The organism is Agromyces aurantiacus (assembly GCF_016907355.1).
In the GTDB taxonomy this organism is placed as follows: Bacteria; Actinomycetota; Actinomycetes; order Actinomycetales; family Microbacteriaceae; genus Agromyces; species Agromyces aurantiacus.
Genome location: NZ_JAFBBW010000001.1, coordinates 385,315 through 402,626 on the forward strand (window position 1 = coordinate 385,315; position 17,312 = coordinate 402,626).

Sequence of the window (17,312 nt, forward strand, 5' to 3'; positions counted from 1 at the left end):
GTCCGTCATCCTCCACGGTGCCTCCGTCTCCCTCTCGGCGTCAGCCGCCGCCTGATCTAGTTCCCGTTGCCGACCGTCACCGGCGCGGCCGGCGAGAACGGCGAGTCGAGCTGGCCGCAGAAGTACCGGTAGGTGACCTCGAACGACTGCTGCCCGGCCTGCACGTTCACGCTGGTGGTGCCCGCGCCGACGGGACTGGGTGCGACGGCATCCGCCGTGACCGCCACCTCGTAGCCGCTGAGCTGCTGGCCCGAGGGGCACGTGGCCGCGGGCCAGCTCACCTGGACGATGCCGCCCGGCGCCACCTGCGCGGGGTTGACGGTCGGTGCGTTCGCGGGGGCGCTCGGGGTCTCGGGTGCCCCCAGGTACGTGACCGTCACGGTCGATCCGACCGGAAGCGGGCCGCTCGGATTGACATCGGAGACGGTGTTCGCCTGGTCGGGGTCGGTCGCCGGCGCGCCCTGCTGGGTGCTGACGACCAGGCCGGCCGCCTCGAGCTCAGCACGGACCTCGTCGACGTTGCGGCCGATGTAGTCGTCGCGGTTGACCTGGACCGTCTGCGGCGGCGCCTCGGTAGTGGGCTCGGGCGGGGGCGGTGTCGACGACGATGGGGGCGCCGACGTCGACGTCGAACGGGCGGGCGTGGAGTTCGAGGGCGTCGGCTCGTCGCCGCCGTTCAGTGCGAGCGCGATGAGCGTGCCGATGAGCACGAGCGCGAGCAGTGCGATGAGGACGATGAGCGGCCAGGTCCACGGGCTGCGCTTGCGCTCGGGCTGGGGCTCCTCCTCCTCGGTCTCGGTCGTCGTGACCGCTGCGCCTGCGGGCAGCACGGTGGTGGCCGCGGTCGCGGCCCCCTGCTGCGGCAGGAGCGCCGTGGCCGCCGTCGCGCCGGCCGCGGCCCCGAGCACCGCGGGCACCGCCGCGGCGGCGCCGCGGACGTCGCCGCGGCGCAGCGCGTTGGCCGCGCGCGCGAGGTGCGCGGCCGTCTGCGGACGGTCGGCGGGGTTCTTGGCGATGCACGCGTAGACGAGGTTGCGCACCGGCTCGGACACCGTCACGGGCAGGTCGGGCGGCGTCTCGTTGATCTGGGCCATCGCGATCGCGACCTGCGACTCGCCGGTGAACGGCCGGCGGCCCGCGAGGCACTCGTAGGCGACGATGCCGAGCGAGTAGATGTCGGTCGTCGGCGAGGCGGGGTGGCCGGAGGCCTGCTCGGGCGAGAGGTACTGGACCGTGCCCATGACCTGGCCGGTCGCCGTCAGCGGCACCTGGTCGGCGATCCGGGCGATGCCGAAGTCGGTGATCTTCACCCGGCCGTCGGGCGTGATGAGCAGGTTGCCCGGCTTGATGTCGCGGTGCACGAGTCCTGCCGCGTGCGCGGCCTGGAGCGCCGCGGCGGTCTGCGCGACGATGTCGAGCACCTTGTCGGTCGAGAGCACGTGCTCGCGCTCGAGGATCGTCGACAGCGCCTCGCCGGGGACGAGCTCCATGACGAGGTAGGCGCTGCCCTCCTCCTCGCCGTAGTCGAACACGTTGGCGATGCCCTCGTGGTTCACGAGGGCGGCGTGACGGGCCTCGGCGCGGAACCGCTCGAGGAATCCCGGGTCGCCGAGGTACTCGTCCTTCAGGATCTTGATCGCCACCTGGCGGCCGATGACGAGGTCGGTGGCTTGCCAGACCTCGCCCATTCCGCCGATGGCGATCCGGGAGGACAGCTCGTAGCGTCCTCCGAAGGTGAGCCCAGCGCTCGGTCTCATTTGTTCAGCACCGCCTCTAGTACCTGTTTCGCCACGGGCGCGGCAATCAGATTGCCGTACCCCTCCTGACCAAGCCCCCCGCCGTCTTCCACGAGCACCGTGATCGCATACTGAGGGTCGTCGGCGGGGGCAAAACCGGTGAACCACAAGGTGTAAGGGTCGTCCTCGCCGTTCTCCGCTGTACCCGTCTTACCGGCCACGCTGACGCCGTCTATTCTTGCATTACTCGCGGCGCCGTTCTCGACGCCGTTGACCATCATCTCGGTCATCGTGCGCGCCGTCTGCTCGCTGATCGCCCGGCCGAATTCCGAGGGCTCGAACTCCTCGATCGTGCGGAAGTCAGGGGCCGTGATCGAGTCGACCAGGTCGGGGTTCTGCACGATGCCGCCGTTGGCGATCGCGGCCGAGACCATGGCCATCTGCAGCGGCGTCGCGCGCACGTCGCCCTGGCCGAAGCCGGTCAGCGCCGTCTGCGGCTCGTCGGGGTTGGCCGGGTAGGTGCTCGTCTCGGTCGGGTTCGGCGTCGAGAAGTTCGAGTTGAAGCCGAATTTCTCGGCCTGCGCGCGGATGGCGTCGTCGCCGAGCTCCATCGCGAGCTCGGCCATCGGGATGTTGCACGAGAGCCGCAGCGCGGTCGCGAGCGTCACCTCCGCGCCGCTGCCGCAGGTGCCGCCGTCGGAGTTGCGCACGACGGCGTCGGTGCCCGGCAGGGTGATCTGGGACGGGTTCGGGAACGTCGAGTCGGGCGTGTACTGGCCCGACTCGAGCGCCGCGGCGACCATGACGAGCTTGAACGTCGAACCCGGCGGGTTCATGTCGCCGCCCGTCGCCCGGTTGAACAGCGGATCGCCGGGATCGGCGAGCAGTCCCTCGTAGGTCTCCTGCACCTGGGTGCCGTCGTGCACGGCGAGCGAGTTCGGGTCGTACGTGGGCTTGGTGACCATCGCGATGATGCGACCGGTCGCGGGCTCGGTGACGATCACCGCGCCGGTGTAGTCGCCGAGGGCATCCCACGCGGCCTGCTGCGCCACCGGGTCGATGGAGACCTCGACCGACGCGCCCATCGGGTCCTGACCGGAGATCAGTCGGTTCAGCGAGTCGAAGAACTGCGACTCCGAGCGACCGCTGAGCTCGGCGTTCAGGGACTGCTCGAGCCCGGTCGCCTCGCCGTTGACCGGGATGAAGCCGGTCACGGGCGCGTACAGGGGCCCGTTCGCGTACACCCGCTGGAACTTGTAGTCGTCGTCGGAGGGCTCCGAGAACGCGATCGGCTCGCCCCCCACGAGGATCGGTCCGCGTTCGACGGAGTAGCTCTGGTACAGCGTGCGCGCGTTGCGGGGGTCGGCCGCGAGGTTCTCGGCCTGCACGTACTGGATGACCGTCGAGGCGACGAACAGGGTCAGGAACATGAGGAGGGCGACGATCGTCACCCGCTTGAGTTCGCGGTTCATCCGTCGATCACCAGCCTCGGGTGGTTGCGGACCGTGTCGGAGAGGCGCAGCAGCAGGGCCACGATCATCCAGTTCGCCACGAGCGACGACCCGCCGGCGGCTAGGAATGGCGTCGTCAGGCCGGTGAGCGGGATGACGCGGGTCACGCCGCCGACCACGATGAACACCTGCAGCGCGACGACGAACGCGAGGCCGACGCCGAGCAGCTTGCCGAAGTCGTCCTGCCCCGCGAAGCCGATCCGGAAGCCGCGGGCGACGAAGAGCACGTAGAGGGCGAGGATCGCGAACACGCCCGCGAGCCCCAGCTCCTCGCCGAGGCTCGCGATGATGTAGTCGCTCTGCGGGACCGGGGTGAGGTCGGGCCGGCCCTGCCCGAGGCCGGTGCCGATGAGGCCGCCGTTGGCGAGGCCGAAGAGGCCCTGGACGAGCTGGAACGATCCGCCCTGGGCGTCGTAGACCTCGGGGTTGAACGCGTCGAGCCAATTGCGGAACCGGCCGTTGACGTAGTCGAGGGTCTGGCTGGCGATGATCGCGCCGGCGAAGAAGAGGCTGAGCCCGAGCACGACCCACGACAGCCGGCTCGTCGCGACGTAGAGCATGACGAGGAACAGGCCGAAGTAGAGCAGCGCCGTGCCGAGGTCGCGCTGGAAGACGATGACCGACATGGAGAGCGCCCACACCACGAGCAGCGGTCCGAGGTCGCGCCCGCGCGGGAACCGCATGCCGAGGAACGTGCGCCCGACCATCGAGAGCGAGTCCCGGTTGCGCACGAGGTACCCGGCGAAGAAGACCGCCAGGGCGATCTTCGCGATCTCGCCGGGCTGGAACGTCGCGAAGTCGCCGACGCCGATCCAGACGCGCGCGCCGCTCACCTCGCGACCGAGCCCGGGCACGAGGGGGAGGAGCAGCAGCACGATGGCGATGAGCCCCGAGAGGTAGGTGTACCGGAAGAGCACGCGGTGGTTCCGGATGAGCAGGATCGTCGCAAGCCCGGCGACGATCGCGATGACGCTCCACACCATCTGGCGCACGGCGGCGCTCTCCCACCCGGCATCGCCGTACGCGATGTCGATGCGGTAGATCATCGCGATGCCGAGGCCGTTGAGCACCGTCGCGATGGGCAGCAGGAACGGGTCGGCATCGCGCGCGACGAACCGCATGGCGATGTGCAGGCCGAACACGAGCGTGGAGAGCCCCGCGCCGAGCAGCACGAGCTGGGTGTCGATGCGTCCCATCGCGCCGAGCTGCACGAGGACGATCGCCCCGACGTTGATCCCGCAGGCCGCGATGAGCAGGCCCAGCTCGAGGTTCCGCAGCTTCTGCGGCATGCGGATGCGGCGGACGCTCGCCGTCGCCGGCGCGGAATCCGCGGTGCGGGCGGCTCCCCGGTCACTCAACGGACTCCTCCAATCGCGACACGATCCGCCGGGCCTCGTCGAGCGAGCCCGCGCTGATCGTCTGCTCGACGCGCTGCTGGTCGTACGAGCGCAGGTCGGCCATGTCGATGCTGGTCTCCGAGTGCAGGTGATGCAGCGAGATCGGTCCGAGATCCTGCTGGATGCCCTGGTAGACCGCGACCCGACCGTTGTACTCGCCGACGTAGAACCGGGTCTGCGTCCACTGGTAGCCGATCGCGAACGCCGCGACGATCGCCGCGACCAGCAGGACGATCCAGAGTCCCCACATGACGCGGCGTCGCCTCCGGCGACGCTCGTCCTCCTCGATCAGCTCGTCGAAGAACTCCTCCGAGTCGGGCTCGAAGTGGGTCTCCTGCACCGGGTGCGGGCGGAACGGGGTCAGGCGGATTCCGGGGCGGCGCGCCGGCTCGGGCGCGGTGCCGAAGGCGAGCGGCGCGGCGGCCGAGCCGACGACCAGCGGAGGCGTCTCGGGGGCGGGCGGTTCGCCGATGTCGACGACCACGACGGTGACGTTGTCGGGCGCGCCGCCGTCGAGCGAGGCCTTCACGAGCCGGTCGGCGACCGGCTTGGCGCCCGCGTCGGAAGCCAGGATCTCGTGCAGCTCCTCGAACGCCACGACGCCCGAGAGCCCGTCGGAGCACAGCATCCAGCGGTCGCCGGGATGCGCGTCGATCACGAGCGTGTCGATCTCGGGGTTGGCCTCGACGTCGCCGAGCACGCGCATCAGCACCGAGCGCCGCGGATGGACCATGGCCTCCTCGGCGGTGATGCGGCCGGCGTCGACGAGGCGCTGGACGAACGTGTGGTCGGTGGAGACCTGGCTGAGTTCGCCGGAGCGGAACAGGTAGACCCGCGAGTCGCCGATGTGGGCGATCACGACGCGATCCTGCTGGATGAGCATCGCGCTGACGGTCGTGCCCATGCCGGTCAGCTCGGAGTGCTCGGCGACCGTCTCCTCGAGCGTGCGGTTCGCGGCGAGGAGCGCCCGCTCGAGCGCGGTCGCCGCAGCCTGCGAGTTCTCGTAGTCGGCGTCGGCCTCGGCGATGCGCTTGGTCGCGATCGCACTCGCCACGTCGCCGCCGGCGTGGCCGCCCATGCCGTCGGCGACGAGGAAGAGCCGTCGTCCGGCGTATCCCGAGTCCTGGTTGTTCGAACGGACCCGGCCGACGTGCGAGACCGCGGCGCTCGCCTTGACGCTGGCCATCGGCTACCGCCGCAGCTCGAACGTCGTCGCTCCGACCTTGACGGTGGCTCCGAGCGGGATGGGCGTGGGCACGGTGACTCGGGAGCCGTTGAGGAACGTGCCGTTCGTGGAGTCGAGGTCCTGGATCATCCAGCGGCCGTTCCACAGCATCAGACGGGCATGGTGGGTCGAGGTGTAGTCGTCGCGGATGATGATGGCCGAATCGCTGGACCGGCCGATCGTGATCTCGTCGCGGCCGAGTGGGAACTCCGCGCCCGCCTTCGCGCCGGAGGTGATCACGAGTCGGGTGGCGTTCTCGGTCGTGGCATCCGAGCCGCCGCCCGCGCCTGACGCGGCGGCGGGTGCGGGCCGGGAGACGGCCGCGGTCGGCGCGTCGGGGCCCGCGGCCCGCGGGGCTCCCGCAGCGGCCGGCTCGGGCTGCAGCTTGCGCACCCGCTGCCCGAAGAGGTCGCTGCGCAGGGCGTAGACGATGGCGAAGACGAAGACCCAGAGGAGGAGGAGGAAGCCGAGCTGGAGGACGAGGAGGGTCAGTTCACTCATCGGGCGGGCCCCCAGAAGCCGCCCGCGTCGGGACGCGGGGCACCGGGGTCGACGCGGCGGCCGGCCGCGGTCTCGGAGGGTTCGGCTTGGGCGAGCACGCGGAACACGATACGCGAGCGGCCGATCGTGATCACGGAATCCGGTTCGAGGACGACGTCCTTCGCCGGCGCCCCGTTGACCTGGGTGCCGTTCGTGGAGCCCAGGTCGCGCACCCGGGCCCGCGAGCCGTCCCACTGCACCTCGGCATGCCGGCGCGACGCGCCGGAGTCGTCGAGGGTGACGTCGGCCTCACTGCCGCGCCCGATGATCGTGCGGCCCTTGAGGATCGGGTAGCGACGACCGTCGACATCCAGGACCGGGGTCCACGCGACCCGGCCCTTCACGTTCTGCGAGTCCACCTGCACCATGCCCTCGGAGAGGCCGGGATCGGGCTGGAGCGCGATCGTGATGCCGCCGGCGAACTGGAACCGCTGGCTCGCCGCGTGCTTCTGCACGAGGTCGACGAGCTCGTCGACGAGCGCCGGACCGAGCGAGGTCATCCGCTGGTGGTCGGCGGGCGACATCCGCACCGTGAACCGGTTGGGGACCAGCACGCGATCCCGGGAGACGACCGCGGCCTTGGTGTCGATCTCGCGCTTGAGCGCCGCGGTGATCTCGACGGGCTGCAGCCCCGAGCGGAAGGTCTTCGCGAACGCGCCGTTCACGGCGCGTTCGAGACCCTTCTCGAAGTTGTCCAGTAGGCCCACAGGTCTCCGTCCCGGTGCGTGATTCGACTGACATGGTAGCCGCAGCGGGTGCGAACGCGCCCGGACCTGCCGGGGGCGGCGCGCCTCGACGCGTCGGCGTCAGTCGAAGACGGCCGCCGCCTCCTCCTCGTCGACGTCGAGCGAGAGCGTGGGGATCGACGCCGTGAGCAGGGTGCCGTCGGCGCGGCGCGCGCCTCGGACGTTCTGCATCGTGGGAGCGCCGACACGCCGTGCGCCGTGCCCGTCGAGCGGCACGCTCACCGGGGCGCCGGCGGTGATCAGCACGGGCTCCCCGCGCACCTCGAGCGGCACGACCGCCTCGGCGTCGCCCACCTCCACCTCGAAGCGGATCGCGTCGGGGGTGAGGTCGACGCGGACGCGGCTGCCGCGGATGGTGAGCCGGAACGTCAGCCGGTTCCATCCGTCGGGCAGGCGCGGATCGAACGTGAAGCGGCCGTTGTGGTCGCGGAACCCGCCGAAGCCCGAGACCAGCCCGGCCCAGACCCCGCCGGTCGAGGCGACGTGCACGCCGTCGGCCGCGTTGTGGTGCAGGTCGGCGAGGTCGACGAACAGGGCCGAGCGGAAGTACCGCAGCGCGAGCTCGTGGTAGCCGACCTCCGACGCGATGATCGACTGCACGACCGCGGACAGCGTCGAGTCGCCCGTGGTCAGCGGGTCGTAGTACTCGAAGTCGGCGAGCTTCTCCTCGGTGGAGAACCGGTCGCCCTGCAGGTAGAGGGCGAGCACGACGTCGGCCTGCTTGAGCACCTGGAAGCGGTAGATGACCAGCGGGTGGTAGTGCAGCAGCAGCGGCAGGTGGCTCTCGGGCGTGTGCTCGAGGTCCCACAGTTCCTTCTCGAGGAATGCGGCATCCTGCGGGTGCACGCCGAGCTTGTCGTCGAACGGGATGTGCATGTGCGCGGCCGCGCGACGCCAGCTGGCGACCTCGGCGGGCGTGACGCCGAGCCGCTCGATGAGCCGCTTGTGCGATTCGGGGTCGTGCACCTGCAGGTTGTCGACGGCGGCCGCGGCGGCGGCGAGGTTGGCCCGCGCCATGACGTTCGTGTAGAGGTTGTCGTTCACCACGGTGGTGTACTCGTCGGGCCCGGTGACGCCGTGGATGTGGAACACGTCGTCGGTGTTCGTGCGCCAGAAGCCGAGGTCCTCCCACATGCGGGCGGTCTCGACGAGGATGTCGATCGCCCCGCGGGCGAGGAAGTCGGCGTCGCCGGTGGCGGCCACGTACTGGCACAGCGCGAAGGCGATGTCGGCGTCGATGTGGTACTGCGCGGTGCCGGCCGCGTAGTACGCACTCGACTCGAGCCCGTTGATCGTGCGCCACGGGAAGAGCGCGCCGCGCTGGTTCAGCTCGAGCGCGCGCGCCCGGGCGGCGTCGAGCATGCGCTGCCGGAACCGGAGCACGTTGCGTGCGACGATCGGCGCCGTGTAGCTGAGGTACGGCATCACGTAGATCTCGGAGTCCCAGAAGTAGTGGCCGCCGTACCCCGAGCCCGACACGCCCTTCGCGGCGACGCCACCGCCGTCGGTGCGGGCGGTGGCCTGCGCGAGCTGGAAGAGGTTCCACCGCGTGGCCTGCTGCAACTCGGGCTGCCCGTCGATCTCGACGTCGGACCGGGCCCAGAAGTCGTCGAGCCACGCGCGCTGCTGCGCGAACAACTCGCCGACGCCGACCTCCTCGCCGCGGTCGAGGGTGCGGTCGCAGCGGTCGACGAGCTCGCGCGCAGGGACCTTGCGGGCCGTGTGGTAGCTGATGAGCTTGGTGATCCGGATCGGCACGCCCTTCTGCGCGCGCACCCGGTAGATGTGCTTGGCGAGGTCGTCGCCGATCGACCCGGTCTCGGTGAACTCGTTGGCGGTCTCGATCGAGTGCAGCGCCCCGACGGAGATCGCCATCTTCGAGTTCGTGGTCTGGTAGCCGAGCATGTACCGGCCGCCGTCGCGACGCTGCACGCGCGGCTGGAGCACGCGCTCGGTGAACATCTCGGCCTTGCGCGGGTCGAAGCTGCCGGGCGCCTCGGTGACGCCGCTACGGTACTCGTCACGGCCGTCCTGCCGATTGAGGATCTGGCTCGAGATGGTCACCGCGGCGTCGGCGTCGAGCAGTTCGACCTCGTAGTCGATGACTCCGAGGTGGCGGTCGGTGAAACTGACCATGCGGCGGCTCGTGATGAGCACGCGCTTGCCCGACGGCGTGCGCCATTCGATGCGCCGGCTCAGCGCGCCGAGCCGGAAGTCGAGTCGGCGCTCGTACGACATGATCTCGGCCTCGGTGATCACGAGGGGCTCGTCGTCGACGTAGAGACGGATGATCTTCGCATCGGGCGCGTTGACGATGGTCTGCCCGACGCGGGCGAAGCCGAACGCCTCCTCCGCGTGGCGGATGGGCCAGGTCTCGTGGAAGCCGTTCACGAACGTGCCGTGCATGTGGCCGTCGCGGCCCTCCTCGACGTTGCCGCGGAGGCCGAGGTAGCCGTTGCCGACTGCGAACAGCGTCTCGGTGCGGCCCATGTCGTCGACGCCGAACCCGGTCTCGACGAGCGCCCACTCGTCGACGGGGAAGACGGTGCGGTTCAGGGGATCGGTGTCGGCGAACCTCATGCTCGGCCCTCTCCCTCGTCTCGAGACCGATCGGATGTCGCTCCGGCGCGTGCGAGCGCCGGGATCAGCTCGTCGAGCTCGTCGACGATCACGTCGGCACCGAGCTCGGCGAGCACGTCGCGACCCACGCCGCGGTCGACGCCGATCACCAGGCCGAAGGGCCCGGTCGCACCGGCCCGCACGCCCGATTCCGCGTCTTCGACGACCGCGCACTGCTCGGCGGGCACGCCGAGCAGTTCGGCGGCGCGGACGAACGTGTCGGGCGCGGGCTTGCCGGGCAGGCCCTCCTTCGCGGCGACCGCGCCGTCGACGACGACCTCGAACCGGTCGGCCAGACCCGCCGCCTCGAGCACCGCCGGGGCGTTCTTCGAGCTCGACACGACCGCGACCGCACCGCCGGCGCGCTCGATCGCATCGAGGAACGCCACGCTCGCGGGATACGGGGCCACGCCCTCCTCGGCGAGCGTCGCGTTGAACGCCTCGTTCTTGCGGTTGCCCAAGCCGTGCACGGTCTCCTCGGTCGCGGCATCCGTCACGTCGCCTTCGGGCAGCCGGATGTCGCGGCTCGCGAGGAGGGAACGCACGCCGTCGTAGCGGGGCTTGCCGTCGATGTGGGCGAAGTAGTCGGCGTCGCGGTAGGGGCTCGCCCCGTGCGCTTCGAGGAACGGGGTGAACAGGCGCGCCCACGCGTGCATGTGCACGACCGCCGTCGGCGTCAGCACGCCGTCGAGGTCGAACAGCCAACCGCGGATGCCGCCGAGGTCGACCTCGGCCGGTGAGGCGGGCGCGGTCCGGTTCGCGCGCTCGCTGGCGTCGCGGGGGTGGGTCACGGGCGATCCTTTCGATGGGGGAGGACGGTGGGCGCCGGTGCCGGTAGTCAAGGCTATGCCTGCGGTCCGGCGCGGGTCGAGGGGCGTCCTCGACTCGGAGCGGATGCGGAGCCTCGAGCCGGCTGTGGAGGGGGAGTCGCACGGCCGGGTGACGGATGCCACGCGCAGGTATGTTAGTCTCGGTTGGCTGGTCCGCACCTGGTGCGGAGCGGTATGCGCAAGTGGCGGAATAGGCAGACGCGCACGGTTCAGGTCCGTGTGCCCGTGAGGGCGTGGGGGTTCAACTCCCCCCTTGCGCACCATAGGAGGCTTACTGCAATCACCCTGGGAATGCAGGGCGGTAAGCAGGTCTCCTACGGTTACATCGAACAGGTCACCCTTCGGGGTGGCCTGTTCGGCGTTTAGAGGGCTTCTGCGGGCCAGTTCGGTCTCTGCCGCACGCGTAGCCGTTTCGAGGGCTTGTCCGGCCTGGAGGGCCGTCCAGCCGCGTTCAGCGGCCAGCAACTCGACGAGCGGCGAGGTGAGTTCGTCGCCGATGACTTCATCATTGACGACGTAGATGCGATGAAAGAGCGCCTGATTCAGTTGGCGCCGCGTGTCGTCGGATGCCCGTCGATACAACTCGTGCGGATCGCCCAGCAGTTCGAGGTGGGCATTGATGTACGCGAGCGCCCCGTCCAGATCCTGCTCCACGCCTCCAAGTTGCGCGGTCAGCTTGTCGCGGTGCCGGGTGATCTCGTGGAGCTTCGCCTTGATCCGTGCGGTTGGAACCTCGCCGTCCGCGGCGAGGTCAATCAGGTTCTCCTCTTTGACCGCGAGCTGACGCAGCTGAGTTTCGAGCTGCTGCCGCAAGAGTTGTTGCGCGCGGGCTTTGTCCGCGACGGCCGATTCAAGGCGCTCCCGCACGGCGGTGATGAATTCGTCGCTGAGCTGAATGGTCCTGTAGTGCGCTTCGATAGCGCGTTCAACCCGCTCCATATTGGAGTACGGGGCGTCACAGACGTGGTCCTGGACGCCGCGGCAAAAGAAGTAGGCGTATTCGCCACCGTTGCGCCCGGTCGCTCGCATGATGATCATGCGCTTGATGACGTGGTCTTCGAGCCGGCATCGTCCGCACCAGATCGTGCCCTTGAGGTAGTGGTCGTTCTTGATGCGCCGTTCGCCGGACTTGTTTCGCGCATCGAGCAGCGTCTGGACCTGCTCGAATAGTTCTGAATCGATGAGCGGCTCGTGGCGTCCGTCGTACGTCTCACCCTTGTACTCGACCTCGCCGAGGTAGTACCGGTCGCGGAGCATCCGCTGAACCTTCGAGACCCCTATCGGTGCGGCGGGGCGCGCTGCGGTCGGCCGGGAGCTAAGCCCCCGGTCGGCGAGTTCGGTAGTGATGTCATCGAGGGTGTACTTGCCGGAGGCATAGAGCTCGAACGCCAGCTTGACGAACGGCGCGCGCTGGGGGTCCACCGCGACGGAGCGGATCTCACGGCCGTCGATCCGTTCCAGAGTGTTGAGATAGCCGATCGGTGCTCGGCCGAGCGTGCCGCCGTTCTTCGCCTTCTGACCCATCTTGTACGAGATGTCGGCGCCGTCGGCTGCAGATCGGTACTGATTGAAGGTCGCCAGGATGCCGTGCATCAGCTGCCCCTCAGGGGTGTTGTCGATCTGTTCTGTCGCCGAGACGAGGGTGACCCCTCTCTTCTGAAGGTCGGCCATGACGATCGCATCGTCGAGGCGGTTGCGAGTGAACCTGCTGAGCTTGTGGACGATGACATAGTCGACGTCGCGTTCGCGGCGAATGCGTTCCAGCATCTGCTGGAACGCAACGCGCTTTGTCATCTCGGTGCCGGACCGGCCGGGTTCGACGTACTCGCCGACGATGGTCAGGCCGAGTTGGTCGGCCTTGCGGGTGCACGCGACCCGCTGCGCAGGAATGGAAATGCCCTCTGGGTCGTAGTCGGTGTTCACCTGTCCTTTGGATGAGACACGGAGGTAGATGACGGCTCGCGTCCCAGGCGGCGCTTCGATGTTGCTGATCAGTGGTGTCATCTCGGGCGATGCGTCGTCGTCGACGTCGCGTTCCTCGATCGTCGGGTTGAGTCGTGGTGGTGCGGCGGCGAAAACCCCCGGTGATCGGCTACTTCTAATGTTCATGCTGGGCCCTCCCTCGGCTAAGTCCTCCGGATTAACGCTCTTTGTGCCCGGGAAGTCCAGTCCTTCCGGGCCTTCCACGGCCACTTCAACGGTTCCGACCGGGGTCGACCGAGTGTTGTGGTTTTCACGTCGCTCATCATGTGTTGAAGACATGGATTTGCCAGCCTTCGGAGACGATGTCGTATGCCTCGCGGACGTGATCCTCGATGACCTGATAGTCGATCGCGATGGCCGCCTGCGGGAGCCCGCGAATGTCGGTCAGATGCCGCAGTTCATCCTCGAGGCCGTCGAGTTCGGCGAGCTCACGGAGGGCATCCTCGATGTAGTTGAAGCTGCCGACGTGACTCTCCCGGTATGACTCGACGAGGTTCGGGTCGGCGGCGTTGACGTCTGGCAGAGTCAGAAATGCTCGGAAGGCGAACTCTTGGTATTCATCGAGGGCTTGGACACGTGCACCGAGGCCGATGATCTCCCGCGCGCTGAGATTGGCGGGCACGTGCGCACGTTGATCACCGCCGTTCACGGGCAGGTCCGTTCGTACCAGGAGTCGGTCGAGAACGGGGTCGAGCTGCTCGGCCATGAAGCGCCGTTCGCTGCCGATGCCCTCGCGCCAGACGAGGAAGGTGCCGAACCAGTCGATCCACCGCTTCACCTCAGTTGGCGTGTCGGGATCGTTGTAGAGGTCGAGGTACTCCTCGCGCAGCGCGAGGTAACCCCCGACCCCCGTATTCGCGAACCGGGCGAGAGCGCTATCTTCGCCCTCGGCGCGCGCGAGCGCTTCGGCGATGTGCCGGGCAGTGTCGAGGTCGATTTCGCGGTGAGCTTCGGCCGCAGCGCTGAGGCCGGCCTCGACACGCTCTTCGAGCGGCGGTTCCTGGTTCTCTGACTGCTCGGGAAGAGCGAGGGGACGCTCTGGCTCGTGCGCTGGTCGGGGATCATGCTCGCTCATGATCGGCTCCCGGTGGCGAGGATGTGACGGCCGAGGGCGTCGACCCAGCCCTCCTGTTCGAGTGGCACGCGGAGGTCATTGAGCTCGCGTAGCGTGCTCTCAGCGTCGAGCTCGCCTTCGGACGCAAACCGTTCGAGTGCGGTGCCGGGGCCTTCATGGAGGCTGGCTGCGATCAGCCGGGCAAGCGTTTCCGAGCGTGCCTCGGGGTCTAGGGCGAGCCCGAGTTCGATGAGCTGTCGCGCTGTGCCTGATTGGTCCGGCGTCGCGTGGGTGATGGTTGATGAGTTCATGAGTAACCTCCTTTCGGATTAGGTGGTGGCGCTCGTCGGGTAGGGGGCGAGCTGTCCAAGCGTCTGCTCGGGAGTGATGATCCAGAACAGGTCGGGGTCTAGCATCTGGTCTTCGGTGATGGCCTGGCGGAGCAGATCGGCGCGCTTCAGCGTCGGAACGATCCAGACGACCGCGGGGAAGAGCCCACGCTGTATCTGCTCGGCACCGGTGCGGGCGTACTGCTGGTAGCGACGGCACTTTCGGATCAGGACAGAGACGCTTTCGGTTCCAAGGTCGACCTCGATGAACGAATGCGTTTCCGTGTCGTGGTCGGCGGTCACTGCCAGCAGATCCGGCTTCAACGTGACGACCTCTCCGCCTGCTGCGGTGAAGGGTCGCCAGCAGGCGGGTTCTGCCACGAGCTCGAGCAGTTCGAAGTGACCGGCGCCAGAATGCTCCCGAAGCACGACCGAGACCTCGGCGACGGCGAGGGTATGGGCGGTGAACGCAAGTCCTGGCTCGAGGTATTGCTTGCGCGTGGTTTCGCCGCGCAGATGGCGAAGGTGGCGGAGTCCTGCTGGACCGAGTTGCCAGATGGTGAGAGCTGACCCGTGCTCTATGCCGCCGATGCGCCGCTCCAGCCGGGCGACAGCATTCAGCTCTTCGAGCCGGCCCAGGATGCGGGTGGTGCCGCGGGTGGCCGAGCGAGGCGTAGTGTGCGTGCCGAACGGCTGGGCTGGCAGGTGAAGTCGTTGGAGTTGCCGGGTCGTGAGGAGCCGATATTGCTCAAGGTCCTCAAGGATGCGTAGGTCGCGGGCGGTGAGGTGCCGCCCGAGGTCCCTGACACTCGCAGCGCTCACGGCAGACCTCCTTCCCGGTCGAAGTCCGCTGCAAAGCGGCGGGAGTCCCTTGCTGAAAGTGACGAAAGCCGCCTCAAAACGGGCGGACGGGGCGGTGGGTGTTCCGGATGAAGGGAACAGCGACGGGAACATCGACGCGAACACTCCGACGTCACGAGAAGGCTCGTCATGGTCGCCTCGCCTTTTGATGTGCTCCACGCCCTTGAGTCGCGGCTGGCTCCGCGGCCTCCACGCTCGCGCCGACATGCGCTTCCGCCAGAAGCGGGAGCGCCCCGTACAGGTCACGACTCGTTGCGCGGATGGCCTCCGCTGCTCCCACCGTGGGAGGGGGTGGAAGGGTGACAGCCGAGCACCATCCTGCGGGCGTGCCACCTGCTAGTAGATGCGCGTAAATGTGGTACTTCGGGAGCGTCTGGAAATCGTTTGCCGTGAGTCCAGGGGCCTGTCTCGCCATGTCGCGGGCGTCGTCGGGCAGGAGCGTGAAGCAGATCTTAGAGCGCGCGTTTACGTCGAACCCGGCCCGCATGCCGGGAGGCAGCTGCTCGCGATATTGGTGCGCGACATGGAGGCCGACTCCGTAGGAGCGGAAGACACTCATCGCGTCGCCGACCGAGGTCGGCAGGTGCAGGTAGTTCTGCACTTCGTCGACGTACACGAACCCTGGCCGCTTCATCGGGTCCTTCTCCGCGGCGCGTTCAGTTGCCGCCAGAAACAGCTCGGCGACTACTAGGCTGCCGAGCAGCTTCGATGCGCCTGCGCCGAGCAGTGCGTCGTTAAGCGGCACCAGGACGGTTTTCCTGTCGCGGAAGATGTCACGGATGCGGAAGCGCGGCCGTGACTGGCCGAGGACCCGCACGAGCGGCTTGCGCATGACGATCTTGCGAAGCTTGTTCAGCGGCGCGGCAATGACGGCAGCCCGCTGCCCGGGCCGCATTGCCTCGAAGTCGGCCCAGAAGGCAGCCAGCGTAGGGTCGCTTTGGACAGCGGCAATAACGGGGCGGCGGAAGGCTACGTCGGTCAGCAGTCTCGGCAGGTCGATGAGCGTGTACGGCTCCGCCCTGGTTTGTCCGGCCCGGGCGAGTGAGAGCAGTGCGCCTTGGATGAGGTACTCGGTGCGTGGCCCCCAGCCCTCCTGGAAAACCGCCGCGAGCGCAGCCAAGATGCCGTCGACGACGATGTCTGGGTCGCGGTCGCCGACGTCGAGCGGGTTGAAGCCGACGGGTGCTGCCTCATCAGTCGCGTCGAGGATCATGATCTGCCCGGCGGCCGAGGCGGGGGCTATGTCGAGGATGCGGTCGATGAGCTGCGCCTTGGGCTCGATCACGCAGCAAGCTCGCTTGGCATGGATGTCGGACAGGATGAGGTGCTCCAGCAAGGTCGACTTGCCGGAGCCGGTCGGTCCGATCGCGACGAGATGCTGGAGGCGGCTTTGCGGGTCAATCCCAATCGGGCGCGCGGGGCCCGGTGCGGTACCGGTGGCGAACACCGACTTAGTGCGACTGACGATCTCGGGAACTGGGAGAAGCCTCGGGTGGAGTGGCGGTACGCCCGGGTAGTCGCGATCGCCGAGCGGCCATGCCAATAGCGGGAGAATCTCGCTGCTGGTCAGCTGCAGGCCGCTGTCCTTAGGAACGGCGTGTTGCCACCGAGTAGGGGTGTCACGAACGAGAGAGAGGTGGACGCCTGGTGCTTCGATCGGCTGGAGCGCCCCGAAGAGTTCCCAGATAAGGGCGTGGCGACGCTTCACCGAGTCGGCGGTGACGCCGAGCCGCACTGTGGCGTCAAGTCGTGGCTCGGCCCAGTGGGTTCGCATTCGGCGCTGGGTTTCGGGGCTTGCCGGCCGGACGCCATCGAGGAGCCGGCCGGCGAGGGGCTGGAAGGGATCGGCGCCAGGACTGTTCAGCTGACGGCGACGATGCGCCCGCCCAAACACGATCTGCATAGCCAAACGCTCATCGCCGCGGGGCGCGGCCAGCGCTTGAAGGAGCGCGGCCACCAACAGCTCAGGGTCAATTTCCGCCAATGGTAGGCCTCCCGGGCGCGCCACTACCCGGCTGACAGAGGCCACGTCCGGGCCAACGGCGGCCTGGAACTGGGCGGCCGGTACGTAGCCCCGAAGGAGCCGCTTCAGGCGCTGGACGGCCGTCGAGGCGCAGGCGAGAACGGCCGAAGTGCCGTCCGCTCCGGCATAGACCTCAAGAGCGAACGGACGCGGAATGTCCGCGCCCATTAGGCGGCCGATAAGCGCGCTCAGATTCTCCGCGTCGAGCGGGCGTGGCAGGTGCAGTTGGGTGCGGACGATGACTTCAGGCATGGTCATCCTCCCGGGCGGGCGTGGCGTGTTGGTGAGCTTCGTCATCCGCGCGGGCGGCGGCTTCGAGCCGTGCTTGCTCCAGGCCGGCGGTAGTGATGATGCGGGCGATCTGTTCGGGGCGGACGTCGCGGTTGACGTCCGAGAACACCCAGACGCGGCGGTCTTGAGCCTTGCGATAGCGGCGGCGGTCACGACGGTTGCTCACG

Annotated in this window: 14 protein-coding genes, 1 tRNA gene and 1 pseudogene; 2 read left to right on the plus strand and 14 right to left on the minus strand. The window is 68.6% G+C overall.

Translation table 11 applies throughout. From position 1 onward, the window contains the following. Positions 1-56: 56 nt before the first annotated feature. From JOD46_RS01855 to JOD46_RS01890, 8 genes are all read right to left on the minus strand, one after another. The gene (locus tag JOD46_RS01855; RefSeq protein ID WP_204391225.1) at positions 57-1,757 is read right to left on the minus strand and encodes a serine/threonine-protein kinase; all 1,701 of its coding nucleotides are present in this window, start codon (positions 1,755-1,757) and stop codon (positions 57-59) included. Then, positions 1,754-3,208, minus strand: coding sequence for a peptidoglycan D,D-transpeptidase FtsI family protein (locus JOD46_RS01860; protein WP_204391226.1), 1,455 nt, complete (start codon positions 3,206-3,208; stop codon positions 1,754-1,756). Before JOD46_RS01860 ends, JOD46_RS01855 begins: the two co-directional genes overlap by 4 nt. Beyond that, a complete protein-coding gene (locus JOD46_RS01865; protein WP_372431890.1) occupies positions 3,205-4,605 on the minus strand; it encodes an FtsW/RodA/SpoVE family cell cycle protein in 1,401 nt (466 codons plus the stop codon). The genes JOD46_RS01860 and JOD46_RS01865 overlap by 4 nt, the downstream gene beginning before the upstream one ends. Then, on the minus strand, positions 4,598-5,830 hold the full coding sequence (locus JOD46_RS01870) for a Stp1/IreP family PP2C-type Ser/Thr phosphatase (RefSeq protein WP_204391227.1): 1,233 nt from the start codon (positions 5,828-5,830) through the stop codon (positions 4,598-4,600). The genes JOD46_RS01865 and JOD46_RS01870 overlap by 8 nt, the downstream gene beginning before the upstream one ends. A gap of 3 nt (positions 5,831-5,833) precedes the next feature. Beyond that, the gene (locus tag JOD46_RS01875) at positions 5,834-6,370 is read right to left on the minus strand and encodes an FHA domain-containing protein FhaB/FipA (protein WP_204391228.1); all 537 of its coding nucleotides are present in this window, start codon (positions 6,368-6,370) and stop codon (positions 5,834-5,836) included. Then, the gene (locus tag JOD46_RS01880) at positions 6,367-7,116 is read right to left on the minus strand and encodes an FHA domain-containing protein (RefSeq protein WP_204391230.1); all 750 of its coding nucleotides are present in this window, start codon (positions 7,114-7,116) and stop codon (positions 6,367-6,369) included. Before JOD46_RS01880 ends, JOD46_RS01875 begins: the two co-directional genes overlap by 4 nt. Before the next feature lie 99 nt (positions 7,117-7,215). Next, the gene (locus tag JOD46_RS01885; RefSeq protein ID WP_204391232.1) at positions 7,216-9,735 is read right to left on the minus strand and encodes a glycoside hydrolase family 65 protein; all 2,520 of its coding nucleotides are present in this window, start codon (positions 9,733-9,735) and stop codon (positions 7,216-7,218) included. Continuing rightward, a complete protein-coding gene (locus JOD46_RS01890; RefSeq protein WP_204396136.1) occupies positions 9,732-10,487 on the minus strand; it encodes an HAD family hydrolase in 756 nt (251 codons plus the stop codon). The genes JOD46_RS01885 and JOD46_RS01890 overlap by 4 nt, the downstream gene beginning before the upstream one ends. A gap of 293 nt (positions 10,488-10,780) precedes the next feature. On the opposite strand from JOD46_RS01890, the gene JOD46_RS01895 reads away from it, so the two are divergent. Together JOD46_RS01895 and JOD46_RS01900 are read left to right on the plus strand one after the other, a co-directional pair. Then, positions 10,781-10,867 (plus strand) — tRNA-Leu (locus JOD46_RS01895). A 157-nt stretch (positions 10,868-11,024) separates the two neighbouring features. Next, entirely contained in the window at positions 11,025-11,774 is a 750-nt protein-coding gene (locus JOD46_RS01900; protein WP_204391233.1) for a hypothetical protein, read from the plus strand. A 27-nt stretch (positions 11,775-11,801) separates the two neighbouring features. Here the strand turns inward: JOD46_RS01900 and JOD46_RS19000 are convergent. The 6 genes and pseudogenes from JOD46_RS19000 to JOD46_RS01930 form a co-directional block, all read right to left on the minus strand. Then, positions 11,802-12,866 (minus strand): annotated as a pseudogene (locus JOD46_RS19000) (recombinase family protein); the annotation flags it as partial. Further along, entirely contained in the window at positions 12,850-13,662 is an 813-nt protein-coding gene (locus JOD46_RS01910; RefSeq protein WP_204391234.1) for a hypothetical protein, read from the minus strand. The pseudogene JOD46_RS19000 and the gene JOD46_RS01910, both read right to left, overlap by 17 nt. Further along, positions 13,659-13,952, minus strand: a complete 294-nt coding sequence (locus tag JOD46_RS01915; RefSeq protein WP_204391235.1) for a hypothetical protein — start codon at positions 13,950-13,952, stop codon at positions 13,659-13,661. Before JOD46_RS01915 ends, JOD46_RS01910 begins: the two co-directional genes overlap by 4 nt. A gap of 18 nt (positions 13,953-13,970) precedes the next feature. Beyond that, a complete protein-coding gene (locus JOD46_RS01920; protein WP_204391236.1) occupies positions 13,971-14,792 on the minus strand; it encodes a replication-relaxation family protein in 822 nt (273 codons plus the stop codon). A gap of 166 nt (positions 14,793-14,958) precedes the next feature. Continuing rightward, positions 14,959-17,106, minus strand: coding sequence for a type IV secretory system conjugative DNA transfer family protein (locus tag JOD46_RS01925; RefSeq protein ID WP_204391237.1), 2,148 nt, complete (start codon positions 17,104-17,106; stop codon positions 14,959-14,961). Beyond that, complete coding sequence (locus JOD46_RS01930; protein ID WP_204391238.1) at positions 17,099-17,311, minus strand: hypothetical protein; 213 nt, start codon at positions 17,309-17,311, stop codon at positions 17,099-17,101. Before JOD46_RS01930 ends, JOD46_RS01925 begins: the two co-directional genes overlap by 8 nt. Position 17,312 lies beyond the last annotated feature (1 nt).

Excerpts from the sequence above, each read along its gene's own strand:
- JOD46_RS01855 (WP_204391225.1), bottom strand. The coding sequence starts at position 1,757 with ATGAGACCGAGCGCTGGGCTCACCTTCGGAGGACGCTACGAGCTGTCC.
- JOD46_RS01860 (WP_204391226.1), bottom strand. The coding sequence starts at position 3,208 with ATGAACCGCGAACTCAAGCGGGTGACGATCGTCGCCCTCCTCATGTTC.
- JOD46_RS01870 (WP_204391227.1), bottom strand. The coding sequence starts at position 5,830 with ATGGCCAGCGTCAAGGCGAGCGCCGCGGTCTCGCACGTCGGCCGGGTC.
- JOD46_RS01875 (WP_204391228.1), bottom strand. The coding sequence starts at position 6,370 with ATGAGTGAACTGACCCTCCTCGTCCTCCAGCTCGGCTTCCTCCTCCTC.
- JOD46_RS01885 (WP_204391232.1), bottom strand. The coding sequence starts at position 9,735 with ATGAGGTTCGCCGACACCGATCCCCTGAACCGCACCGTCTTCCCCGTC.
- JOD46_RS01910 (WP_204391234.1), bottom strand. The coding sequence starts at position 13,662 with ATGAGCGAGCATGATCCCCGACCAGCGCACGAGCCAGAGCGTCCCCTC.
- JOD46_RS01915 (WP_204391235.1), bottom strand. The coding sequence starts at position 13,952 with ATGAACTCATCAACCATCACCCACGCGACGCCGGACCAATCAGGCACA.
- JOD46_RS01925 (WP_204391237.1), bottom strand. The coding sequence starts at position 17,106 with ATGCCTGAAGTCATCGTCCGCACCCAACTGCACCTGCCACGCCCGCTC.